At 46.4% G+C, this 20,739-nt stretch carries 19 protein-coding genes and 3 tRNA genes; 15 read left to right on the top strand and 7 right to left on the bottom strand.

Annotated elements, in window-relative coordinates; genetic code table 11:
- Positions 1-501: 501 nt before the first annotated feature.
- Both ACTHS4_RS02205 and ACTHS4_RS02200 read right to left on the bottom strand, forming a co-directional pair.
- Positions 502-1,185: a 16S rRNA pseudouridine(516) synthase gene (locus ACTHS4_RS02205; RefSeq protein WP_440365451.1), complete on the bottom strand. Its 684-nt coding sequence runs from the start codon at positions 1,183-1,185 to the stop codon at positions 502-504.
- A gap of 143 nt (positions 1,186-1,328) precedes the next feature.
- The gene (locus tag ACTHS4_RS02200; protein ID WP_003683363.1) at positions 1,329-1,805 is read right to left on the bottom strand and encodes a hypothetical protein; all 477 of its coding nucleotides are present in this window, start codon (positions 1,803-1,805) and stop codon (positions 1,329-1,331) included.
- Positions 1,806-2,146: 341 nt separating this feature from the next.
- On the opposite strand from ACTHS4_RS02200, the gene dnaQ reads away from it, so the two are divergent.
- From dnaQ to ACTHS4_RS02175, 5 genes are all read left to right on the top strand, one after another.
- Positions 2,147-2,884 (top strand): DNA polymerase III subunit epsilon, encoded by a 738-nt coding sequence (dnaQ, locus tag ACTHS4_RS02195; RefSeq protein ID WP_440365501.1) that lies wholly within the window; start codon positions 2,147-2,149, stop codon positions 2,882-2,884.
- On the top strand, positions 2,881-3,567 hold the full coding sequence (gene ispD, locus ACTHS4_RS02190) for a 2-C-methyl-D-erythritol 4-phosphate cytidylyltransferase (RefSeq protein WP_440365450.1): 687 nt from the start codon (positions 2,881-2,883) through the stop codon (positions 3,565-3,567). Before dnaQ ends, ispD begins: the two co-directional genes overlap by 4 nt.
- A gap of 32 nt (positions 3,568-3,599) precedes the next feature.
- A complete protein-coding gene (ispF, locus tag ACTHS4_RS02185) occupies positions 3,600-4,079 on the top strand; it encodes a 2-C-methyl-D-erythritol 2,4-cyclodiphosphate synthase (protein WP_440365449.1) in 480 nt (159 codons plus the stop codon).
- Positions 4,080-4,122: 43 nt separating this feature from the next.
- A complete protein-coding gene (gene rpiA / locus ACTHS4_RS02180) occupies positions 4,123-4,794 on the top strand; it encodes a ribose-5-phosphate isomerase RpiA (protein ID WP_003679072.1) in 672 nt (223 codons plus the stop codon).
- A 74-nt stretch (positions 4,795-4,868) separates the two neighbouring features.
- Positions 4,869-5,606: a thermonuclease family protein gene (locus ACTHS4_RS02175; protein ID WP_063068119.1), complete on the top strand. Its 738-nt coding sequence runs from the start codon at positions 4,869-4,871 to the stop codon at positions 5,604-5,606.
- A 179-nt stretch (positions 5,607-5,785) separates the two neighbouring features.
- Here the strand turns inward: ACTHS4_RS02175 and ACTHS4_RS02170 are convergent.
- The 3 genes from ACTHS4_RS02170 to ACTHS4_RS02160 all read right to left on the bottom strand — a co-directional run bounded on the left by ACTHS4_RS02170 (position 5,786) and on the right by ACTHS4_RS02160 (position 6,155).
- A tRNA-Ser gene (locus tag ACTHS4_RS02170) sits at positions 5,786-5,876 on the bottom strand.
- Between the two features lie 67 nt (positions 5,877-5,943).
- Positions 5,944-6,030: transfer RNA gene (locus ACTHS4_RS02165), tRNA-Leu, on the bottom strand.
- Between the two features lie 38 nt (positions 6,031-6,068).
- A tRNA-Leu gene (locus ACTHS4_RS02160) sits at positions 6,069-6,155 on the bottom strand.
- A 94-nt stretch (positions 6,156-6,249) separates the two neighbouring features.
- On the opposite strand from ACTHS4_RS02160, the gene rnr reads away from it, so the two are divergent.
- The 4 genes from rnr to recR all read left to right on the top strand — a co-directional run bounded on the left by rnr (position 6,250) and on the right by recR (position 11,846).
- Positions 6,250-8,730: a ribonuclease R gene (gene rnr, locus ACTHS4_RS02155; RefSeq protein WP_141761463.1), complete on the top strand. Its 2,481-nt coding sequence runs from the start codon at positions 6,250-6,252 to the stop codon at positions 8,728-8,730.
- Positions 8,731-8,811: 81 nt separating this feature from the next.
- The gene (locus ACTHS4_RS02150) at positions 8,812-9,159 is read left to right on the top strand and encodes an ArsC family reductase (protein WP_070826225.1); all 348 of its coding nucleotides are present in this window, start codon (positions 8,812-8,814) and stop codon (positions 9,157-9,159) included.
- A 145-nt stretch (positions 9,160-9,304) separates the two neighbouring features.
- Complete coding sequence (locus ACTHS4_RS02145; RefSeq protein ID WP_371460237.1) at positions 9,305-11,158, top strand: SurA N-terminal domain-containing protein; 1,854 nt, start codon at positions 9,305-9,307, stop codon at positions 11,156-11,158.
- A gap of 82 nt (positions 11,159-11,240) precedes the next feature.
- Complete coding sequence (gene recR / locus ACTHS4_RS02140; protein ID WP_003679078.1) at positions 11,241-11,846, top strand: recombination mediator RecR; 606 nt, start codon at positions 11,241-11,243, stop codon at positions 11,844-11,846.
- Positions 11,847-11,908: 62 nt separating this feature from the next.
- Here recR and ACTHS4_RS02135 read toward each other — a convergent pair whose 3' ends face one another.
- Entirely contained in the window at positions 11,909-12,196 is a 288-nt protein-coding gene (locus tag ACTHS4_RS02135; RefSeq protein ID WP_070826226.1) for a hypothetical protein, read from the bottom strand.
- Positions 12,197-12,410: 214 nt separating this feature from the next.
- Here ACTHS4_RS02135 and ACTHS4_RS02130 point away from each other — a divergent pair, with 214 nt between their 5' ends.
- The 4 genes from ACTHS4_RS02130 (at position 12,411) to ACTHS4_RS02115 (ending at position 17,529) form a co-directional block, all read left to right on the top strand.
- The gene (locus ACTHS4_RS02130) at positions 12,411-13,661 is read left to right on the top strand and encodes a lipoprotein-releasing ABC transporter permease subunit (protein ID WP_004519734.1); all 1,251 of its coding nucleotides are present in this window, start codon (positions 12,411-12,413) and stop codon (positions 13,659-13,661) included.
- Positions 13,654-14,337, top strand: a complete 684-nt coding sequence (lolD, locus tag ACTHS4_RS02125) for a lipoprotein-releasing ABC transporter ATP-binding protein LolD (protein WP_070826227.1) — start codon at positions 13,654-13,656, stop codon at positions 14,335-14,337. Before ACTHS4_RS02130 ends, lolD begins: the two co-directional genes overlap by 8 nt.
- Positions 14,338-14,469: 132 nt before the next feature.
- Positions 14,470-16,221, top strand: a complete 1,752-nt coding sequence (gene recD / locus ACTHS4_RS02120) for an exodeoxyribonuclease V subunit alpha (protein ID WP_371460236.1) — start codon at positions 14,470-14,472, stop codon at positions 16,219-16,221.
- A gap of 108 nt (positions 16,222-16,329) precedes the next feature.
- Positions 16,330-17,529, top strand: coding sequence for a hypothetical protein (locus ACTHS4_RS02115; RefSeq protein WP_070734809.1), 1,200 nt, complete (start codon positions 16,330-16,332; stop codon positions 17,527-17,529).
- A 93-nt stretch (positions 17,530-17,622) separates the two neighbouring features.
- On the opposite strand, the gene ACTHS4_RS02110 is transcribed toward ACTHS4_RS02115, so the two are convergent.
- Positions 17,623-18,024: an RNA-binding S4 domain-containing protein gene (locus ACTHS4_RS02110; RefSeq protein ID WP_003679090.1), complete on the bottom strand. Its 402-nt coding sequence runs from the start codon at positions 18,022-18,024 to the stop codon at positions 17,623-17,625.
- A gap of 204 nt (positions 18,025-18,228) precedes the next feature.
- On the opposite strand from ACTHS4_RS02110, the gene ACTHS4_RS02105 reads away from it, so the two are divergent.
- Positions 18,229-19,188 (top strand): acetyl-CoA carboxylase carboxyltransferase subunit alpha, encoded by a 960-nt coding sequence (locus ACTHS4_RS02105; RefSeq protein ID WP_070814024.1) that lies wholly within the window; start codon positions 18,229-18,231, stop codon positions 19,186-19,188.
- Positions 19,189-19,276: 88 nt separating this feature from the next.
- Positions 19,277-20,632 (top strand): tRNA lysidine(34) synthetase TilS, encoded by a 1,356-nt coding sequence (gene tilS, locus ACTHS4_RS02100; RefSeq protein ID WP_371460235.1) that lies wholly within the window; start codon positions 19,277-19,279, stop codon positions 20,630-20,632.
- The last annotated feature ends 107 nt before the right edge of the window (positions 20,633-20,739 follow it).

Raw genomic sequence — 20,739 nt, 5'->3', positions numbered from 1 at the left:
TGTTGGCAACAAAGATGGTATTTATCTAAGGCCGTCTAAATAACATCCTGTAACCTTAGCTTGGATAGTCGCCGATAGGTTTTCTTTCTATAAAACGATTTGTCTGAAATGGGAACGGCACAGATTGATGCGGAAGAGACGAGAAAGAGAAAAGGGATAATGGCAAGTTAATGAGTGGGAGATGAGGGTTGGAAATGATGGCTTCTTTAGATGAGAAAGGCCGTCTGAAAGTACGCCCGCTTGGTTGCCAAATTTTAGATAAAAAAAACCATCTATACTAAGGGGAAAGTATAGATGGCCAAACACATTACGGGGAAAACGTCTTACTCACTTACTCACTTCTTTCGAAGCAAGTGTTACTCAGACAGGCGAATTATACAATAGTTCAGTCTTTACAGTGTTAAATTCTGTTAAATAAAAATAATAAGGTTTAGATATTTGATTTTAAATAAATAAAAAATCTATATTGTTTAAAAATTTATCGAAAAATTTGGAATTTTTTTAGATTTGGATAAATTTCCATTCTCCGGCGGCTAAATCATCGACATTCCAGTCGCCGAATTTCTCACGGTGGAGCTGCTCGACACGGTTGCCTGCGGCTGCAACCATGCGTTTGACCTGATGGTATTTACCCTCGGTAATGGTCATCATCAATGTGGTTGGGTCGGTCAATACTGCTTCGGCCGCGGCGACGGTTTCATTATCGTCATGCAGGAGGACGCCGTTTTTCAGCACAGTGCAAAGGGTATCGTCGGCAGGATGTTTCAAAGTGATGCGGTAGAGCTTCGGAACTTTGTGTTTGGGCGAGGTAACGCGGTGGTTAAATTGGCCGTCGTTGGTAATCAGAATAATTCCGGTTGTGTCTGCATCCAAGCGGCCGACTGCCTGCATATCGATATTGCGCATGTGGTCGGGAAGAAGGCTGAAGATGCTTGGATATTGCTGAGGTTTGTGCGAAGTCTCGTAATCTGCAGGCTTATGAAGCAGGATATAAAAATAGGGCATGGGGACGGCGGCAATTTCTTCGCCGTCAACAGACAGGGTGTGCACTTGAGACGGGTCGATATCGTCTTTGGCACGATTATAGATTTCGCCGTTGATGGCGATGCAGTCATTATCTATCAGCCATTGGCATTGCTTGCGGCTGCCGAGGCCTTGTGATTGGATGTATTTGAGCAGTTGCATGGTTGAAAAGTAGGAAATGTTCAGACGGCCTTTATTGTACTGGAAAACCGGTGTTTAGGTCGTCTGAAAAGTAGGGGCAAAAAAAATCGCCCCTTTAAAATGTTAAGGGGCGCAAAAGGAACACAAACCACTACCAAAAACTGTTACAGGGCAAATTCTCCTATTTGATGTGTTGCCGGATAAAGTGCTTTCATCAAGTCATGTGGTGAAAGCGAGAAATCTTTGCTGTTTGTCGTCAGACGGCCTTGCTGAGGCGTCAGCTCAAGCAATCGGGCGTTTGCCGACTGGATGAACTTGTTTTTCGTGCGCTGCATTTTTCGTTGCAGAGCGGAAACAACGCGGTTGTACAGACTGTCTTTTTGCTTGACTTCGCGTGTACCGGCAACCCAGCTTAAGCGCGTATTACCGTCTTCATCTTCAATCAGCAGGATGCCGGTTTCTGATTGGGGCGATTTGCCCATGCAAGGGAGCCAAACATAATAGCGGCCATCTAAAGTAATGAATACTGCGTCGTGTACTTCGCATTCGTCGCAACACTTGGTGGCGATCAAAGAGCGGATGGCTTGTTGGTGCAGTCTCAGAATATCAAGGGAGACTTGCTTAAAAATACTTTCGGGCATTTTCTTCTCCTTTCATTCTGTTGTGCGGTTGTTTTGTTTCGATGGGTTGTATTATACGGAGATTTTTTAAATTTGCAAATGATAATTGTTCCTATTATTTAAATAATAAGTAAGGTATTCATTATTAAAGAAATTAAATTTAAAAAATTTTTTAGAAATTGGGCTTTCTACTTAAAAATGCAGTAATAGATGGCCATTAAATGCAAAAAGAATAAAGGCCGTCTGAAAAAATCCAGCCGTAAAAAGGCATTTCAAAAGCAGCTAAAGTTTTGCTGACTATACATTTCAGACGGCCTTCAGTATGATTCAGGACGTTTTGATAATTGCAGAAACCACCAACCATGAGCCAACGTCAGATTATCCTCGATACGGAAACCACGGGTCTTTATCCTGAAAACGGTGACCGTCTGGTCGAATTTGCCGGCTTAGAAATGATCAACCGCCAAATGACCGACTCCAACCTTCATTTATATGTCCACCCCGAGCGCGATATGCCGGAGGAAGCGGCGAAGGTGCATGGTTTGACGATTGAAGTATTGGAAGCGAAGAATGCACCGCCGTTTGCCCAAGTGGGTAAACAGATTGCCGACTTTATACGTGGCGCAGAGCTGATTATCCATAATGCTAAGTTTGACGTCGGCTTCCTGAATATGGAATTCCGCCGCATGGGTTTGCCTTCTATCGAGGAACTCGGTTGTAAAGTCACCGATACGCTGGCCATGGCGCGTGAAATGTTTCCGGGGCAAAAGGCAAGCTTGGATGCGTTGTGTAACCGCTTTTCCGTTGACCGCAGCAAACGTGTTTTGCACGGCGCGTTAATCGACTGCGAGCTTTTGGGTGAAGTCTATCTTGCCATGACGCGTCAGCAGTTCGATCTGATGGGTAGCGAGACGGAAGAAGAGGGCGAAGTCAAACAAACCGTTATTGTGGAAACCAAACGTACGTCTAAGTTGAAAGTTATCAAAGCCAATGCGGACGAGCTGGCCGCACATGAAAAATATTTGGACGATTTAGGCAAAGCGTGTGTATGGCGCAAGGCCGAAACACCAGATGAGGCCAATGCCGGAGCGTCAGCATGATGCGCCGCAATATCGCTTTGATTCCTGCTGCCGGTGTGGGAGCGCGATTTGGTGCAGGAAAACCAAAACAATATGTTGAAATCAATGGTAAAACCGTATTGCAACATACCATAGAAATCTTTGAGCAACACCCCCGCATAGATTTAATTGCTGTTATTCTTTCGCCGGAAGATTCGGGTTTTCAGACGGCCCTGTCTGAGAAAGTACGCGTCTTTCGAGTAGGCGGAGCAAGTCGTGCCGAAACGGTACGCAATGGTGTGTCCGTTTTATTGGAGCAAGGTTTGGCCGAGGCGCAAGACAATATTTTGGTTCATGATGCCGCGCGTTGTTGCCTGCCTGCTGAAGCGTTAACGCGTTTGCTTAATGAGGCGGGTGAGAATGATGAAGGCGGTATTTTGGCCATACCGGTGGCTGATACGCTCAAGCGGGCAGACGGCAATCATCATATTGATGAAACCGTTGCACGCGCAGGATTATGGCAGGCGCAAACGCCGCAGCTTTTTCAGACGGCCTTGTTACACCGTGCTTTATCGGTTGATGATTTAAGTGAGATTACGGATGAAGCATCAGCGGTTGAAAAACTGGGTATCCGGCCGCGCTTGGTGCAGGGCGATACGCGCAATTTGAAATTGACGCTGCCGCAAGACGAATACATTGTCAGATTGTTGCTCAAGGCCGTCTGAACAATCAAAACCCATTATTTAAGGAAACAAACATGAATATCCGTGTCGGACAGGGCTACGATGTCCATCAGTTGGTCGAAGGGCGAGATTTGATACTCGGCGGCGTAAACATTCCGTTTGAAAAAGGCTTGCTGGGTCATTCAGATGCCGATGCGCTGTTGCATGCGATTACCGATGCCCTGTTGGGTGCGGCCGGTTTGGGCGATATCGGCAGTCATTTTCCTGATACTGCCGCCAAATTCAAAGATGCAGACAGCCGTGTGCTGTTGCGCGAGGCTTATCAAAGCGTGCAGGCATTGGGTTGGAAGGTGGTTAATGTCGATACGACCGTGATTGCGCAAAAACCCAAACTCGCGCCACATATTCCGGCAATGCGCGCCAATATCGCTGCAGATTTGGGTTTGCCTGCAAACTGCGTGAACATCAAGGGTAAAACCAACGAAAAACTTGGCTATCTGGGACGTATGGAAGCCATTGAAGCGCAAGCGGCAGTATTGCTGATTAAAGCCTAAGAGCTTAAAATTACTTTATTATTCAAACTGAAGGACTGACAACATGGCAACTCAAGACGAACTCAAACGTATTGCCGCCGAAAAAGCGGTGGAATTTGTTCCTGAAAACGAATACATCGGTATCGGTACCGGCTCTACCATCAACTTTTTTATCGAAGCTTTGGGTAAAAGCGGTAAGAAAATCAAGGGTGCCGTGTCTACTTCTAAAAAATCCAGCGAGCTTTTGGCGAAATACGAGATTCCAGAAGTTTCGCTGAATGAAGTGATGGGTTTGGCGGTTTATGTTGACGGCGCAGACGAAGTCAACCATGCGCTGCAAATGATTAAAGGCGGCGGCGGTGCGCATTTGAACGAAAAAATCGTGGCCAGCGCATCTGATAAATTTGTCTGTATCGCTGATGAAAGCAAATACGTTTCCCGTTTGGGCAAATTCCCATTGCCGGTAGAAGTGGTTGAAAATGCCCGTTCGCTGGTGTCGCGCAAACTGCTTGCGATGGGCGGACAACCTGAGTTGCGTGTCGGTTATACCACTTTCTATGGCAATCAAATCGTCGATGTTCACGGCCTCAATATCGACCAGGCCTTGAAAATGGAAGACGAAATCAACAAAATCACCGGCGTACTCGAAAACGGTATTTTTGCCCGCGATGCCGCCGATGTGTTGGTTTTGGGTACGGCAGAAGGTGCAAAAGTCATCCTACCTTGTCAGGATTAATGAAGATTAATCAATCTTAAAAGGCCGTCTGAAAGTGCATTAGGTCTTTCAGACGGCCTTCGATTTGGCAAAATATGCAAATCAGTAAAATTATAAAATGGTTACCTGTTGTTTTATCCGTTTTGGGCGCACTTGGTTACAGCTCACGCGATACCGAGTTGATTCGTACAGGGGTAAGCGTTGCCGCAACATTGGCACAAGGCGACAATATCGGTTTGGAAAAGGTCAATGAATGGTTAGGAGAAAATGTCGTCAAGGCCACATCTGACACCAAAGCCGAAGCTAAACCCAAATCGGAACAAAAACAAAAGTCATCGAGGCAATCCTACACATACAACGGAAAAATCATCAAAATCCATGATGGCGATACCATGCACATTATCGATAGCGACGGCCGAAAACACAAAATCCGTATGGCTTATATTGATGCACCGGAAATCAATCAGGCTTATGGTACGCAATCACGAGACAATTTGATTGATGCCGCATTGAATAAAAAAGCCAAAGTGCGCGTATTTGAAGCCGACCGTTACCAGCGCGAAGTTGCCCAAGTATCAGTCGGAACGATTGACCTGAATTTGATGCAGATACGGGATGGCGCCGCATGGCATTATGAAAGTTATGCCAAAAAACAACAAAGTAAAACCGCCTATACCGACTATTCGGCCGCACAAAAACAAGCTAAGGAAAAACGTAAAGGCTTATGGAAAAAAGACAATCCGCAAGCACCTTGGCAATTTCGCCGTCAAAACCACGAGCAGCAGAACGGCAATAAAAAGCAGTCTGATAAACAATGGTTTGGGATTTGGTAAGTTTTAAGAAAGAGGCCGTCTGAAAACTTTCAGACGGCCTTTAATCATTAAGGTTAAGTATAAGATAAGAATGAGTGGCAGGTTTCTGATTAGAAGGTAAGAGAAATAAAAGTGTGATGTAATATTTTTAAGAAGGGCAGATATGAAAAAAGACACCGTTAGCTGGTGTCTTTAGTATCTGGCAGAGAGGAAGGGATTCGAACCCTCGATACGCTATTCACGTATACACGCTTTCCAGGCGTGCGACTTAAACCACTCATCCACCTCTCTGTGGACTATTATCCTGACTTATTATTTATTCAGAATAATGTGAAAACTTGACTGATTAATTTATCAGTGGTGCCCAGGAGAAGACTCGAACTTCCACACCCGTGAGGATACTAGCACCTGAAGCTAGCGCGTCTACCAATTCCGCCACCTGGGCAATTTAAATTTTCTTAAGCAAAGAAGCACCAAATTATTTGGTGCCCAGGAGAAGACTCGAACTTCCACGCCCGTGAGGACACTAGCACCTGAAGCTAGCGCGTCTACCAATTCCGCCACCTGGGCTTTGCTTTATTCTTCAATTTAAGGTAGAGTTGACTACCTGAACTGCGAAGAAGCAGCTATTATATATTTTAAAAAAAGAATGTCAACTATCAAAATGAACAAAAATACTAAATCTTTAAATTTACGAGAAAAAGACCCGTATTTGGAGCGGGAGAAACAACGTTACGCTCATCCGCTGCCTAGCCGTGAATGGGTTATTGAATTATTGGAACAAAAAGGCGTGCCGACAAAAATCGAAGCTTTGGCACATGAATTGTCGATTACAGAAGATGAATATGAATTCTTCGAGCGCCGTCTGAAAGCGATGGCGCGCGATGGTCAGGTGTTGATCAATCGACGTGGCGCGGTGTGTGCGGCAGAAAAATTGGCATTGGTTAAATGCCGTGTCGAAGCGCATAAAGACGGCTTTGGTTTTGCCGTGCCGCTAACGCCGACAGGTGAGGGCGATTTTGTTTTGTATGAGCGTCAGATGCGCGGCGTAATGCACGGGGATATTGTTACCGTTCGTCCTGCCGGTATCGACCGCAGAGGCCGTCGTGAAGGTACGGTTTTGGATGTAGTGGAGCGTGCGCAGTCTAAAGTGGTCGGCCGTTTTTATATGGATCGCGGCGTGGCCATTTTGGAAGCGGAAGACAAGCGTTTGAGCCAAAGTATCGTGTTAGAGCCTGAAAGCGTGGCGCACTTTAAACCGCAATCCGGCCAAGTGATTGTGGCTGAAATCGAGACGTATCCTGAAGCACATCGTCCTGCTGTGGCTAAGCTGATTGAAGTGTTGGGCGATTATGCCGATAGCGGTATGGAAATCGAAATCGCTGTACGCAAGCACCATTTGCCTCATCAATTCAGCGAAGCATGTGTCAAAGCCGCGAAGAAAATTCCTGATCATGTGCGTAAAACCGACTTGAAAGGACGCGTGGACTTACGCGATTTGCCTCTGGTAACCATTGACGGCGAAACTGCGCGGGACTTTGACGATGCGGTTTTTGCTGAAAAAGTCGGCCGCAATTACCGTTTGGTGGTGGCGATTGCCGATGTCAGCCATTATGTTCGTCCTGATGACGGAATTGATGTAGATGCTCAGGAACGCAGTACCAGCGTGTATTTCCCACGCCGTGTGATTCCAATGCTGCCGGAGAAGTTGTCCAACGGTATCTGCTCGCTCAATCCTGATGTCGAACGCCTGTGTATGGTGTGCGATATGGTGATTACCTATGCCGGCAATATCAAGGAATACCGTTTCTATCCGGCAGTAATGCGTTCTCATGCGCGACTGACTTACAATCAAGTTTGGGATTGGATTTCAGACGGCCAGGATCATCCGTTTAAGCAGCAAATCGATACCCTGTATCAGTTATTTAAAATCTTGCAGAAAAAACGTTTTGAGCGTGGCGCGGTTGAGTTTGAGAGCGTCGAGACTCAGATGATTTTTGATGACAACGGTAAGATCGACAAGATTGTTCCCGTCGTCCGCAACGATGCGCATAAATTGATTGAAGAATGTATGCTGGCGGCGAATGTTTGCGCGGCAGAATTTTTGCTGAAAAACAAACATACGGCTTTGTTCCGCAATCACTTGGGCCCGACTCCCGAAAAATTGGCCACTTTACGCGAGCAGCTTGGTTTGCTGGGGCTGAGTTTGGGTGGCGGCGATAATCCGACGCCGAAAGACTATGCTGCGCTTGCTGAGCAATTTAAAAGCCGTCCGGACGCGGAATTGTTGCAAGTGATGATGTTGCGTTCTATGCAGCAGGCGGTTTATGAGCCGCATTGCGAAGGTCACTTTGGTCTGGCTTATAGCGCATATGCACACTTTACTTCGCCTATCCGCCGTTATCCGGATTTGACGGTACATCGTGCCATCAAGGCTGTGTTGAATGGACAAACGTACCAACCCAATAAAACCTGGCAGGCTTTGGGCGTGCATACCTCTTTCTGCGAGCGCCGAGCCGATGATGCCAGCCGCGATGTGGAAAACTGGCTGAAAACTTATTATATGCGCGACAAAGTCGGCGAAGTTTTCAGTGGCAAGATTTCGGGTATGACCAGCTTCGGTATTTTTGTAACCTTGGACGATATTCATATCGACGGCTTGGTTCATATCAGCGATTTAGGTGAAGATTATTTCAACTTCCGTCCTGAAATTATGGCGATTGAGGGCGAACGCAGCAGTGTTCGTTTCAATATGGGCGATACGGTCACTGTAAAAGTCGCGCGAGCCGATTTGGATACCAGCAAGATTGATTTGACCTTAATTAGCGGCGGTTCAGTCGGTAAGAAACGCGGAGGTAGAAAAGCAAAACCTGTAAGCAAGCCAATAGCTGCTGACAAGTCTGTCGAAAAGCGTAAGCGTAAACTGTCGGCTAAAGAAATTGATGAAGCGTTGGCTGCTCCCATGAAGGCAAAGAAGAGCAAGGTGAAAAGTAAACCTGCCTCCAAGCCTGCCAAGCCAAGCAAACCTAAAGCCGCAGGCAAGAAAAAAACGCAGGCGAAAACAACTTCCGTCAAAGTCGGAGGTAAAAATAATGCTCAAGGCAAAAGCGTGAAGATTAAAGTGAAGAAAGCTGCTAAGAAATAAGCTGTATTCAATTCAGGCCGTCTGAAAAGTTTCAGACGGCCTGAATTTGTGATTTTATGAATAACACCAAGGATAAATAAGATGATAAAACTATACGGTATTCCCAATTGCGATACGGTTAAAAAAGCGCGCAGTTGGTTGGCGGAAAACGGCATCGAGTTTGAGTTTGTAGATTTTAAGAAAAATGCCCCGACTGCCGAATTGATTGATGGCTGGCTGGAGCAGGCGGCTTTGGAAATTTTGCTCAATAAAAGAGGCACGACTTGGCGCAAGTTGGATAAAGATGCGCAAGAATCTGCCGCCACAAAAGAAGGGGCGATTGCTTTAATGGTGGAAAATCCCAGCATTATCAAGCGGCCTGTATTGGTCAAGGAAGGACAGGTTCATATCGGATTTTCAGTAGAAGCGTACCAGGAAATTTTCGGATAAGGCATTTTTAGGTTTTTAGGCCGTCTGAAAAAGCAAGCCTTGAAAAAATACGTTACAATACGCGCTTTGAGCCTGTTTTCAGGATTTTAAGATTTTTGCGGCAGCATTTTCCGGCTGCCGCGCCAAACTTTTCTTTCGGATAAATATGTTCCATATTGTTGAAAAATATAAAACACCCGCCCAGATTGTTTTAGGTATCATCGGTCTGACCTTTATCGGATTCGGTGCCAATAACTTGTCTTCGCCGGGTTCTGATTACATTGTCAAAGTCGGGGATGAGAAGGTTAGCGAGCATGCTTTACAGATTGCGATACAAAATGAGCAGGCTGCCGGCAATAATGCGCCTTCGCGTGATGCGGTATTCCAATCGTTATTGCAACGTGCTTATCTGAAGCAAGGTGCCAAACTGATGGGTATCGCTGTGTCTCAGGAACAAATCAAGCAAGTTATCGTGGATGATCCGAATTTCCATGATGCTTCCGGTAAATTCAGTCAGGATTTGCTCAAGAAGTATTTGGATCAGCGCAAAATGACCGAGGATCAGTTTGTTGAAGATATCCGCGAACAATTCCAATTGCAAAATCTGTTGAATTTGGTTCAAAACGGTGCGTTGGTCAGCGATGCGCAAGCGCGTCAGTTGATTAACCTGACTCAAGCAACACGTACTATCCGTTCATTTACTTTCAGCCCTGAAGCATTTGCGGCACAAGTAAAAGTAGATGATGCGGCTTTGCAAAAGTATTATGAAGCGCATAAGAAAGATTACTTGATTCCTCAAGCCGTTAAGCTGGAATACGTGGCTTTGAGCATCAAGGATTTGGCTGACAAGCAAACCGTCAGTGCGGAAGAAGTACAAAAAGCTTACGACAGTAAAAGCGTAGATTTGTCGCCAAGAGCCGAAATTGCGCATATTTTCATTCCGGTTATGCCTAACGGAGATGAAGCAAGCAATGCAGAAATTAAAGCCGAAGTGGATAAAATGGCTGCGGAGCTTAAAGCACATCCGGATTCGTTTGCCGAGCTGGCAGCCAAGTATTCCAAAGACTTGTCCAGCAGCAATAAAGGCGGCAATTTGGGATATCTGAGCAAAAGCGGCGGCAGCGGCTTCGGGCCAGAGTTTGATAAAGCGGCATTTGCATTGGGCAAAGGCGAAGTCAGCGATACCGTTAAATCATCTTTGGGTTATCACGTCATTAAAGTTTTGAATGTCGAGGCTGAGCCGACTTTGGAACAAGCCAAGGCGCGTATCGAAGCAGCCTTGAAACTGAAAAAAGCAGCTTCTGCCTTTAATGCTGCGAAAGAAAAACTGGGTGAAGATACCTTTAATGATCCATCTTCTTTGGCAAAAGCAGCCGCCAATTCAGGTTTGAAAGTGGAAAGCCTGGATGAATGGGTAACCAAAGCAGGCGCGAAAGAAGCCGGTTTGCCTGAAACGTTGATTAATGCGGCGTTTAGCGACGATGTACTGAAGAAAAAACACAATTCTGAAGTGATCGCCATCAACAACGATACCGTTTGGGTCATTCGTGCGAAAGAAGTGCGCGAAGAGAAAATCGCACCATTTGCGGAAGTTAAAGACACTGTCCGTGCAGCATATCTGCGTTCTGAAGCCGCCAAACTGGCAGAGAAAAAAGCCCAGGAAACTTTGGCCGCATTGAAAGCCGGTAAAGCTGCCGATGTTCAATGGTCGCCTGTTTCTCAATTGAGCGCGCAAGATGCACGTAAAACCATGTCTCCGGAGGCTTATGCAGCTTTGCTGAAAGCGCGTCCTGTCGGTGGCAAACCTGCGTATACATTGTTGGAAGGTATGCCTGCGCCGGTGATTATGGAAGTTCAGAGCGTTTCTGCTCCTGAAAATGCCGATTCACAGATTCCGGCTGCTAAACAGGCTTTGGTTCAGCAGCTTTCCGCCAATGTTTTCGATGCCTTGCTCCAGTATTTGGATAAGAAAATCGATCGTACGCAAGGTGCACAACAAGTTAATAATGCTGCCGAATAAGCAGAATATTAGAGTAGGGCAGCCGGATAAATTCCGGCTGTTTTCTTATTTTTAGCTATCTTTTAAAAGGCCGTCTGAAATCATGAGTAAAAATCCTGATGCCTTTGTCCGCTTGATTAATGCATTAAAAATCCTGCCCAATGTCGGCCCGAAATCCGCTCAACGCATGGCTTACCAGCTTTTACAGTACAAACGCGAAGAAGCGCAGGAGTTGGTGGATGCTTTGCAGTTTGCCTTGAGACAGGTGCAGCATTGTCGGATGTGTAATACATTTTGCGAAGGCGATTTGTGTGAAATTTGCGCCGACGAAAAACGTGAGAAAAGCCGCTTGATGATTGTGCATATGCCGGCGGATGTTTCCAGTATGGAGGCGGCTAATTGCCATGATGGCCTGTATTTTGTTTTGATGGGGCAAGTCAGTCCGGCGCAGGGCATGGATATTTCGGCAGTGGCATTAGATAAGCTGGTTGCCCGTTTGCAGGCGAGTGATATTGAGGAAATTATCATTGCAACCAACTTCACAGCCGAAGGCGACGCGACAGCGTATGTATTGGCGGAATTGTTTAAAAATCTTCCTTATAAAGTCAGCCGGTTGGCAAGGGGAATCCCTTTGGGCGGCGAGATGGAATATGTGGATGCCGGTACTTTGGCACAGGCTGTTTACGATAGAAGAAATATCCAATCTTAAATGCCAATATAAAAAGGCCGTCTGAATGTTTTTCAGACGGCCTTTTCATTGATGAAATCAGATTATTTGCAGCTCACGCCTTGAATTTGAGGCGTATCGCCGTTGCCGACTTTGAATGCGCATTTGGTTGCGCTGCTGCCGGATATGGTAACAACACCGTTTCCGCTGTTGAGGCTGACAGGTTCTTTTACGCCCATGCCGACAGCAGTGGCTGCTAGTTTTTGAACATCGGCGTCGGAGTAAGCGGTATTGTTTGAACTGATTTTGATTTCTTTGGCGGCATATGCATTGAAGCTGAATGACAAACCTACAGCTACAGATACGAGGGCCAAGAATTTTTTGCTGTTCATTAGTGTATTTCCTTTTTGATGGTGACAAAGTGTGTCACAGCTTCAGAATAAGGGCGATTGGCAGATTGTGCAAGTTTTTCGGCGGAATTTACGGGAAGATACATGGTTTTACATACACTTTATCCCTGAATGCTACATCAGTTGGGCAATCGGACGACCTGTCGGTTTTACGGTACAATAAGCCTTTTTTGACAAACGAATGAGGCATTTTTGAATGGCTTCTTTAGAAACTTGGATAGGCCTGCGCTATCTGCGTGCGAAAAAACGCAACGGCTTTATGTCATTTATTACCATGATTTCAATCGTAGGTATCGCCTTGGGCGTAACGGCTCTGATTGTGGTGTTATCGGTAATGAATGGATTTCAGAAAGAGATACGCGGTCAATTGTTGAATGTCGCACCTCATGCAGAAATCGGCTATTACGATGTCGGCAGTGCGCCGGGTTGGCAGAGTTTGCGCGAATTTGTAAAAGGCAAAAAGGAAGTGTTGGCTAGCGCGCCTTATGTTTCCGATCAAGCTTTGCTTGCCAATGCTGGCGAAGTGCGCGGAGTGCAGATACGCGGTATTTTGCCGTCTGAAGAAAAAAATGTCGTTGATTACGGCAAGGATATGCCGGCCGGCAGTTTCGACGATTTGAAGCCGGGCGAATTTGATATTATTTTGGGTCAAGGGCTGGCTGAGGCATTGGGCACGGAGATTGGCGGCAAGGTTACAGTGATTACGCCAGAGGGTAACGTTACCCCTGCCGGCGTGGTACCGCGCTTGAAGCAGTTTAATGTGGTCGGTGTGGTAAAAACCGGTGTTTATGAAGTCGATAACACCTTGGCTATGACGCATATCAAGGATGCGCAAGTCTTGTATCGACTGGGTGAAAATGTCGGTGGGCTGCGTTTGCGACTGGCTGATCCTCAGAATGCACCATCTTTCATTGCCAAGTTGATTCCTGATGCTAAAAAAGATGAAGTATGGGTGCGTGACTGGACGTTTAACAACCGCAGCTATTTTGAAGCCGTTGAGTTGGAAAAACGCATGATGTTCATCATTTTGACACTGATTATCGCGGTTGCTGCGTTTAACCTCGTCTCGTCTTTGGTAATGGCGGTAACGGAAAAACAAGCCGATATTGCGATTTTGCGCACTTTGGGTTTGTCCCCGGGCGGTGTCATGAAGATTTTCTTGGTGCAGGGCGCATTTGCGGGGTTCTTTGGTACGCTTGTGGGCGTGGTATGCGGTGTATTGTTGGGGTGGAATGTTGGTAAGATTGTCGCGTTTTTTGAAGACCTATTTGGCGTACATTTGATTAACTCACAGGTTTATTTCATCGATTACCTGCCTAGCGATGTGAACTTGAAGGATGTCGCCGTTATTGCCTGCATTTCGCTTGGTTTGGCATTTATTGCCACACTGTATCCGAGCTGGCGTGCAGCAAAAACCCAACCTGCGGAGGCTTTGCGTTATGAATAAGACAATTTTGAAATGTACTGGCGTTGGCAAAAGCTATAATGATGGCGCATTGAATGTACAAGTGTTGAATCATTTGGATTTTGAAGTTGCCGAAGCGGAAAGCGTGAGTATTATTGGTTCATCAGGCAGCGGTAAATCTACGTTGCTGCACCTTCTTGGTGGTTTGGATATGCCGTCTGAAGGCAAGGTGATACTGATGGATCAGGATTTGGGCGGTTTGAGCCAAAAACAGTTGGGTGAATTGCGCAACCGTTATTTAGGCTTTGTGTATCAGTTCCACCATTTATTGCCTGAGTTTTCTGCTTTGGAAAATGTCATGATGCCGCTTTTAATCGGCAAAATGCCCAAGGCGATGGCTGAGGAGAAGGCTGTCAAGATGCTGAAAAAGGTTGGCTTGGATAAGCGTATGCTGCACCGTCCGAGCGAACTTTCCGGCGGCGAGCGTCAGCGTGCGGCAATTGCACGTGCTTTGGTCAATGAGCCGAAATGCCTGTTGGCGGATGAGCCGACAGGGAACCTTGACCGTAAAAATGCGCAAAATGTGCTGGACATGATGCTGGATTTGAAACGCGAATTGAACACCAGCTTGATTGTGGTGACCCATGATGACGAGCTGGCTGAGCGTTTCGACCGGGTAATGACCATGAAAGACGGCAGCCTGCAAGTGCTGCAATAAGGTTATTATTTCAGGCAAATATTTTATGCTTTGAACGGTATAATAGAGGCCGTCTGAAAAATAGGTTTTCATTTATGGAAACGCTGTTTTTCAGACGGCCTTTCTTTTTTCCGTATCAATCAATTCTGAGCCATGAATCCGACCGACTCTATCCTTTCCTCTGCCGCAGATGCGGCCATAACGTTTTTCCGCCGCCACGAAGTACAGGGCGCATCCGTTATTGAACCTTATGTGGTTCGACTGTTTGCAGCCTTGCAAAACGGGCATTCGTTTATTTACTTGGATAAAGCGGATGTCGATGTCTTAAGCAACTTGCCGAACTTGGTCGGTAATGCGGATAAACCGCTTATCCTGCAAGGCCGGAAATTGTTTTTGGGGCGGATGTGGCAGTTGGAGCATGATTTGGCTGTTGAAATCAAACGGCTGGCCAGTGCAGAGGCGGAAGAAGTGAATTTCATGGCGGCTTCAAAAAGCCTGAGCGACTGGTTTGATACTAAAGACAGTAAAGAGCAACGGGATGCTGCGGCTTTGGCTTTGCTGCAAAACTTTATGCTGATTACCGGCGGGCCGGGTACGGGTAAGACGACGACCGTAGCAAAGCTTTTGGGTCTGATTTGTAATAACAGTACGAAGCTGCCCCGTATCGCTTTGGCGGCGCCGACGGGCAAAGCGGCTGCGCATATGGCACGGGCCTTACAGCGTGCTTTGGACGGTTTTGGTTTGTCTCCGAGCATTAAAGCGCATTTGGAAAATTTGGAAGGGCAGACTGTCCATCGATTATTGAAACTGCGTCCGCCGCAAATGCGCCCTGAGTTTAATCATGATCATCCGCTTGCTTTGGATGTTTTGGTGGTGGATGAGGCGTCAATGCTGGATTTGCCGCTGGTGTTGGATTTATTGCGTGCCGTGCCGACCGGCTGTCGTCTGGTATTGCTTGGCGATGAAAACCAGTTGCCGTCGGTTGGCTTGGGAGCCGTATTGGCGGCATTGTCGCGCCCGACGGCTTTGGATAAAGAAACCGCTGAAAAGCTGGAAGTGTACCTGCCCAATCATGGCTTTGAGATAAAAGGGCGGCCACAAACTTTATCGCAAAACAATGCCAAATTGACGTTCAGCCACCGTTTTGGTGCAGACAGCGGTATCGGCTGTTTGGCAAGGGCGGTGGTATCCGGGGAAAAGCAAACTGCGGTCGAACAGTTTGACAAGTTCCCCAAAGAATTGGAAATGAAATCAGGCCGTCTGAAAGAGCAGGCCGCCTTGCTATATCAAAAGCAACAGGATTATTGGCAGGCTGTGGCAGAGAATAATGTTGCACTCGCCTATGGTCATGCTGCCGATGTGGTGGTATTGGCGGCTTGGCGGCAGGATGCGGATGATTTGAATCAGGCTTATCAAGAATACCTGCAACGGCAAGGCAAGGTTTCGGGCGAAACACCTTGGTTTGCCGGACAAATCATCATGATTACGCACAATGATTATATGCTGGAAGTGTTTAACGGCGACATCGGGCTGATTATGAAAGATGAAGAATCGTTGAATGGCTTGTCTGCCTATTTTCCTGAGAAAGATGGATTTAAAAAAATTGCCATCAGCCGTTTGCCCGATTTTGAATCGGCTTTTGCCATGACGGTGCATAAGAGCCAAGGTTCGGAATATCGGGAAGTATGGCTGTTGCCCCCGTCAGTGCCTGCGACAACAGAGAGTGAAGAAGAGGCACGGGGTTTGGATAAGGCTTTGCTTTACACAGCTATTACCCGTGCGCGTGAACGTTTTGTGTTTTGGGGAAATGCGGAGGAATTGTGTCAGGCTGTGGGATGCCATCAAAAACGCAGGACGGCATTGGCCGATGCTTTGGAATGGCAGTTTGAACAGCCTGATGAGTAGGCTTCTGTTTGACTTGAATCAAGAGGCCGTCTGAAAGAGGATAAAGCGTTTAAATCTGCTTGACTGATTACACTAATTTACATACGATAAAAATAATTAGTAAATAAAATGAATAATTTATACGAAATTCATAATTTTGTACGCTTTATCGAATACTTCACTTTCAATACCTTCTTTTGGAGAGTCGGCATGAAATTTCAAACCAAACTGATTGCAACCTGTATTTTATTGGCTTCATCGTCTTATTCCTTGGCAGAGAATGCTGATGGCGGACGTGATGCGGCGGCTTTGGCCACGACCAACGATTACGTCAATTCCGGCAGTATCATTCGCAAAGATGACGATAAAATAAGCATTTTTAATGATTTGTTGACTGTGAATGGTGGCTTGCGCGTGCGTGCGGATACTAAAGACATCAATGCCAACAACAGCGGCATTAATCCGACGCCCGAAGATACCAATGCCAACTTTAATGCGGAGTTTTGGTTACGCGCGAAACTGTACAAAGACTGGAAATTGGTGGCGCAAATCGAGCCGAATATCGATTTGGAAACCGGTAAGTTCAACGGCGATCATGATGTGCCGGTCAATAAACTGTATGCCGAAGGTACTTTGTACAACAATATTAAAGCGCGTGTCGGTAAATTTGGTGCGTTTTCTTCATACGGCCGCGTATGGGATACCGAAGTAACCGGCGGTGAAATCTTCTTCGACAATAAAACCCTGCCTACCAAAATCTATGCAGGCCGCCGCACTGGCAACCTGAACGACAACGCATGGGGCATTGGTGGCCGCCGCAGACATTTTGCCGCGGTTCAAAGCATGTTGCCTGTGAATGAGAATATCAACGTCGGCGCAACCGTCAGCTACATGAAAGACATCGATGTACGCGGTGCGAAGAAAAATGCGGTCTTCGGAGAAATCGGTACGGACATCAAATTTAATGACGATTGGCATTGGATGGCTGCAGTCAGCAAGTCCAATATCAAAGCCTATAATGATGCCGGCCAAAAAATCAAAAATGATGGCGTGTTCACTGAAGTGCGCTATAAATCAGCCGACTGGAACGTCCGCAATTCTTACGACGTATTCTTGAACTACCGCCGTGTCGGTTCGTTGTCCGGTGTCTCTTCTGTTGAGGATTACAGCAAAAACGTCCAAGGCGTGCAAATCGGTGCAACTTATATTCCTTGGAAAAACTGGAAACTTAAAGGCTTCTATTTGGCCGGCAAACAGGTTACGCCTACCGTCGGCACAGATAAGCAGGACGTAAACGTTATTCGTGGTCAGTTAGAATATAAATTTTAATCATCACAAATAAAAAACAGGCAGGATGTCCTGCCTGTTTTTGGTTTTCAGACGGTATGGATATGGGGCCGTTTGAAACAATGGATTCAACGCTTACCAGCTATCGCGCTTCATACGGTCAAGCTGGCGGCGGTCGCGTTTGGTCGGGCGTCCGTCCGGATAAGCAGCACTGATGCGGCTGGCTTGGTCGAGTTGTTTTTGAGCTTCGCGTTCGGCAGCCGTTTTCATGTCTTCTTCGTAGAGTAAACGTGCTTCCGGTGCCGGTCGGCGTTGATGATTGAGCGCGGCAACTTTGAATTTGTAGGGTAGGGAGTTCAAAGTCATGTCGATGGTGTCGCCGGCAGAAATATTTTTGCTGTTTTTCACCTTCGAGCCGTTTACCAAAACCCTGCCCAGCTCAATGTGTTTTTGTGCCAGCGCGCGGGTCTTGAAAAAGCGCGCGGCCCACAGCCATTTGTCCAAGCGCATGGACGAATTGTCATGATCGTTTTTCATAGCCTGTTTGAAATGATTGAACTGAATTGAAGTTTATCATAAGATACGGCACTTCATTCGTTTAGTGCAGATATACTATTTCTTTGTTAAAGGCCGTCTGAAAGATTTTTTATTGCAAAAGATGGCAGTTTCCCTTTGAGAAATGCTGTCAAATACGTCTGATTAGCGTATCATGTCAGCAACCGTTACCGAGAGCTTTGTTTTATGAAACCCGTTTTTTTGGACTTCGAACAACCCATCGCCGAATTAACCAATAAAATCGACGAGTTGCGATTCGTACAAGACGAATCTGCCGTTGATATTTCCGACGAGATTGCCAGACTGAAAAAGAAAAGCAGCGAGTTGACCAAGTCGATTTTCAGCAAGCTGACTCCGGCTCAAATTTCACAAGTGTCCCGCCATCCGCAGCGTCCTTATACTTTGGACTATATCAACGGTATTTTTACCGATTTTGAAGAGTTGCACGGCGACCGCCATTATTCTGACGATCATGCCATTGTCGGCGGTTTGGCACGTTTCAACGGCCAAAGCGTGATGGTCATCGGCCATCAGAAAGGCCGCGATACCAAAGAAAAAATCCGCCGCAATTTCGGTATGCCGCGTCCTGAGGGTTACCGTAAAGCACTGCGCTTGATGCAGACTGCCGAAAAATTCAATATTCCGGTCATGACTTTTGTCGATACCCCGGGGGCGTATCCGGGCATTGGCGCAGAAGAACGCGGCCAGTCTGAAGCCATCGGCCGTAATTTGTACGAACTGACCCGCCTGCATGTGCCGGTATTGTGCACCATCATTGGCGAAGGCGGCTCAGGTGGCGCGTTGGCAGTGGCTGTCGGCGACTACGTCAATATGCTGCAATACTCGACTTATTCGGTGATTTCTCCCGAAGGTTGTGCCTCTATTCTTTGGAAAACTGCTGAAAAAGCAGCAGATGCCGCGCAGGCATTGGGTATTACCGCCAAACGCCTGCAAGAATTGGATGTCATCGACAAAGTGATTGATGAGCCTTTAGGCGGTGCACACCGTGATTTTGAAACCACGATGAAAAACGTTAAAACCGTTTTGGAACAGCAATTAAGCGAAGCGCAAAGCATGACCATGCCTGACTTGCTTTCTCGCCGTTTCGACCGCATCATGGCTTACGGTAAATTTACCGATAAATAAGTTTGACTGTTGAAAAAGCAAGCAGATGCCGCTGCTTGCTTTTTTTGTGTTCAATTTTTGAGTAATTCACAATTTCAGGCCGTCTGAAATGTCGCAACTATCCCCTGATTCCCTATTTAAAAGTTTTCAAGCAGCTTTTCCTGATTTGCCGAGCCATACTGTTGTTGAAGTTGGCTTGAGTGGCGGATTGGATTCTGTCGTCCTGCTGCATCTTTTGCACCGGATGCGCGAATTCCGCCGTTTTGATTTGCGTGCCGTCCATGTTCATCATGGTTTAAGCACCAATGCCGACAGTTGGGCAAAATTTTGTCAGGATTATTGTCAGCGTCTGAATGTTGCCTTGCGAGTGTGCCGTGTCAATGTGGAAAAACAAGGAAAAGGTTTGGAGGCTGCGGCCAGGGCTGCACGATATCAGGCATTTTCAGTCGGCCTGAAGAAAATCATTGTTTTGGCCCATCACCGTAATGATCAAATCGAAACATTTATGTTGTCGGCTGTGCGCGGGGGTGGATTGCGCGGTATGGCGGCCATGCCGGTATGGCGTGATTTAAATAAAGAGATTCAAATCTGGCGGCCACTTTTGGCATTTTCCCGTCAGGAATTGGCAGAGTATGCGCAACAGTGGGGATTGTCTTTTGTCGAAGACGAGAGTAATGAAGACTTCGGCTATTTACGTAATTGGATGAGAAATCAGGCTTTGCCGCAATGGCAGCAGCGTATTCCGAATTTTGAGCGGCAAATTTGTGCCAATGTTCGATTATTGCAGGAAGATTTGCAGCTTTTAGATGAATTGATTGAGTCTGAATACCAGCGTATCAGTCCAAACGGAATATTCAGCATCAGTCTGTGGCGGAAATGTACGCCGCTTTTGCGTCGTCGGCTGCTTTGGTATTTTTTGCGAAAGCAAACAGAATCATTGCCTTCTTATCACAGTATTGCCGATTTTGCCCGAGTATTGGAAACCGCAGATCAGGCGCAGTTGAATTTGTCAGACGGAGAACTGGTCGCATATCGGGACAAGCTGTTTGTTTGTCAGGAAAGTGAGTTTCAAAAACTTCCTTGGTGTAATGGCAGGGAAGTTCGAGGCCGTCTGAAAGATATTTTGTTGAAAAATGGTTTCGTTTTATTACCGTTTAAGGGAGGTTTGTCAGAAGAGGAGTTGGAGAAGCCGGCGGTACTTAGAAGTGTGGTCAAAGGTGATGTGATTCATTCGGGAGAGAGGGAAAAATCAGTCGAAAAACTATTGCAAGAGTGTCATATTGTGCCACTCGTCCGTAAATATTGGCCGATTATCGTAAGTATGGGAAACAAGTGCCTTGCTGTTGTTAATCTTCGGGTAGGAAGTGATGTTCGAATGGAGCAAGGTTATTTACCTGTTCATGAAAAGTTTGCCAAATACATAGCAAAAAATAAAGTGGCTGACTCTAAGTTTAGTAACTATTAGTAATTAAACTACTTTTATTAAGCCCATGTATATCAAGAAATATAGTCAATGTTAGAGTATCTGTACGAATAAACTTTAGCAATTGAGTGTAATCTCGTGGAACTATT

Origin of the sequence: Neisseria sp. P0014.S009 (genome assembly GCF_051958155.1) — a bacterium.
GTDB lineage: Bacteria > Pseudomonadota > Gammaproteobacteria > Burkholderiales > Neisseriaceae > Neisseria > Neisseria flavescens_C.
The sequence above is the reverse complement of the archived record's forward strand: the minus strand, read 5'-3'. Positions and strand labels throughout refer to the sequence as shown.

Coding starts and splice junctions, on each gene's coding strand:
- ACTHS4_RS02110 (WP_003679090.1), bottom strand. CDS start 18,024: ATGAAAAACGATCATGACAATTCGTCCATGCGCTTGGACAAATGGCTG.
- ispD (WP_440365450.1), top strand. CDS start 2,881: ATGATGCGCCGCAATATCGCTTTGATTCCTGCTGCCGGTGTGGGAGCG.
- tilS (WP_371460235.1), top strand. CDS start 19,277: ATGTCGCAACTATCCCCTGATTCCCTATTTAAAAGTTTTCAAGCAGCT.
- ACTHS4_RS02105 (WP_070814024.1), top strand. CDS start 18,229: ATGAAACCCGTTTTTTTGGACTTCGAACAACCCATCGCCGAATTAACC.
- lolD (WP_070826227.1), top strand. CDS start 13,654: ATGAATAAGACAATTTTGAAATGTACTGGCGTTGGCAAAAGCTATAAT.
- ACTHS4_RS02150 (WP_070826225.1), top strand. CDS start 8,812: ATGATAAAACTATACGGTATTCCCAATTGCGATACGGTTAAAAAAGCG.
- ACTHS4_RS02130 (WP_004519734.1), top strand. CDS start 12,411: ATGGCTTCTTTAGAAACTTGGATAGGCCTGCGCTATCTGCGTGCGAAA.
- ACTHS4_RS02145 (WP_371460237.1), top strand. CDS start 9,305: ATGTTCCATATTGTTGAAAAATATAAAACACCCGCCCAGATTGTTTTA.
- ACTHS4_RS02115 (WP_070734809.1), top strand. CDS start 16,330: ATGAATAATTTATACGAAATTCATAATTTTGTACGCTTTATCGAATAC.
- recR (WP_003679078.1), top strand. CDS start 11,241: ATGAGTAAAAATCCTGATGCCTTTGTCCGCTTGATTAATGCATTAAAA.
- ACTHS4_RS02200 (WP_003683363.1), bottom strand. CDS start 1,805: ATGCCCGAAAGTATTTTTAAGCAAGTCTCCCTTGATATTCTGAGACTG.
- ACTHS4_RS02135 (WP_070826226.1), bottom strand. CDS start 12,196: ATGAACAGCAAAAAATTCTTGGCCCTCGTATCTGTAGCTGTAGGTTTG.
- rnr (WP_141761463.1), top strand. CDS start 6,250: ATGAACAAAAATACTAAATCTTTAAATTTACGAGAAAAAGACCCGTAT.
- rpiA (WP_003679072.1), top strand. CDS start 4,123: ATGGCAACTCAAGACGAACTCAAACGTATTGCCGCCGAAAAAGCGGTG.
- dnaQ (WP_440365501.1), top strand. CDS start 2,147: ATGAGCCAACGTCAGATTATCCTCGATACGGAAACCACGGGTCTTTAT.
- ACTHS4_RS02175 (WP_063068119.1), top strand. CDS start 4,869: ATGCAAATCAGTAAAATTATAAAATGGTTACCTGTTGTTTTATCCGTT.
- ACTHS4_RS02205 (WP_440365451.1), bottom strand. CDS start 1,185: ATGCAACTGCTCAAATACATCCAATCACAAGGCCTCGGCAGCCGCAAG.
- ispF (WP_440365449.1), top strand. CDS start 3,600: ATGAATATCCGTGTCGGACAGGGCTACGATGTCCATCAGTTGGTCGAA.
- recD (WP_371460236.1), top strand. CDS start 14,470: ATGAATCCGACCGACTCTATCCTTTCCTCTGCCGCAGATGCGGCCATA.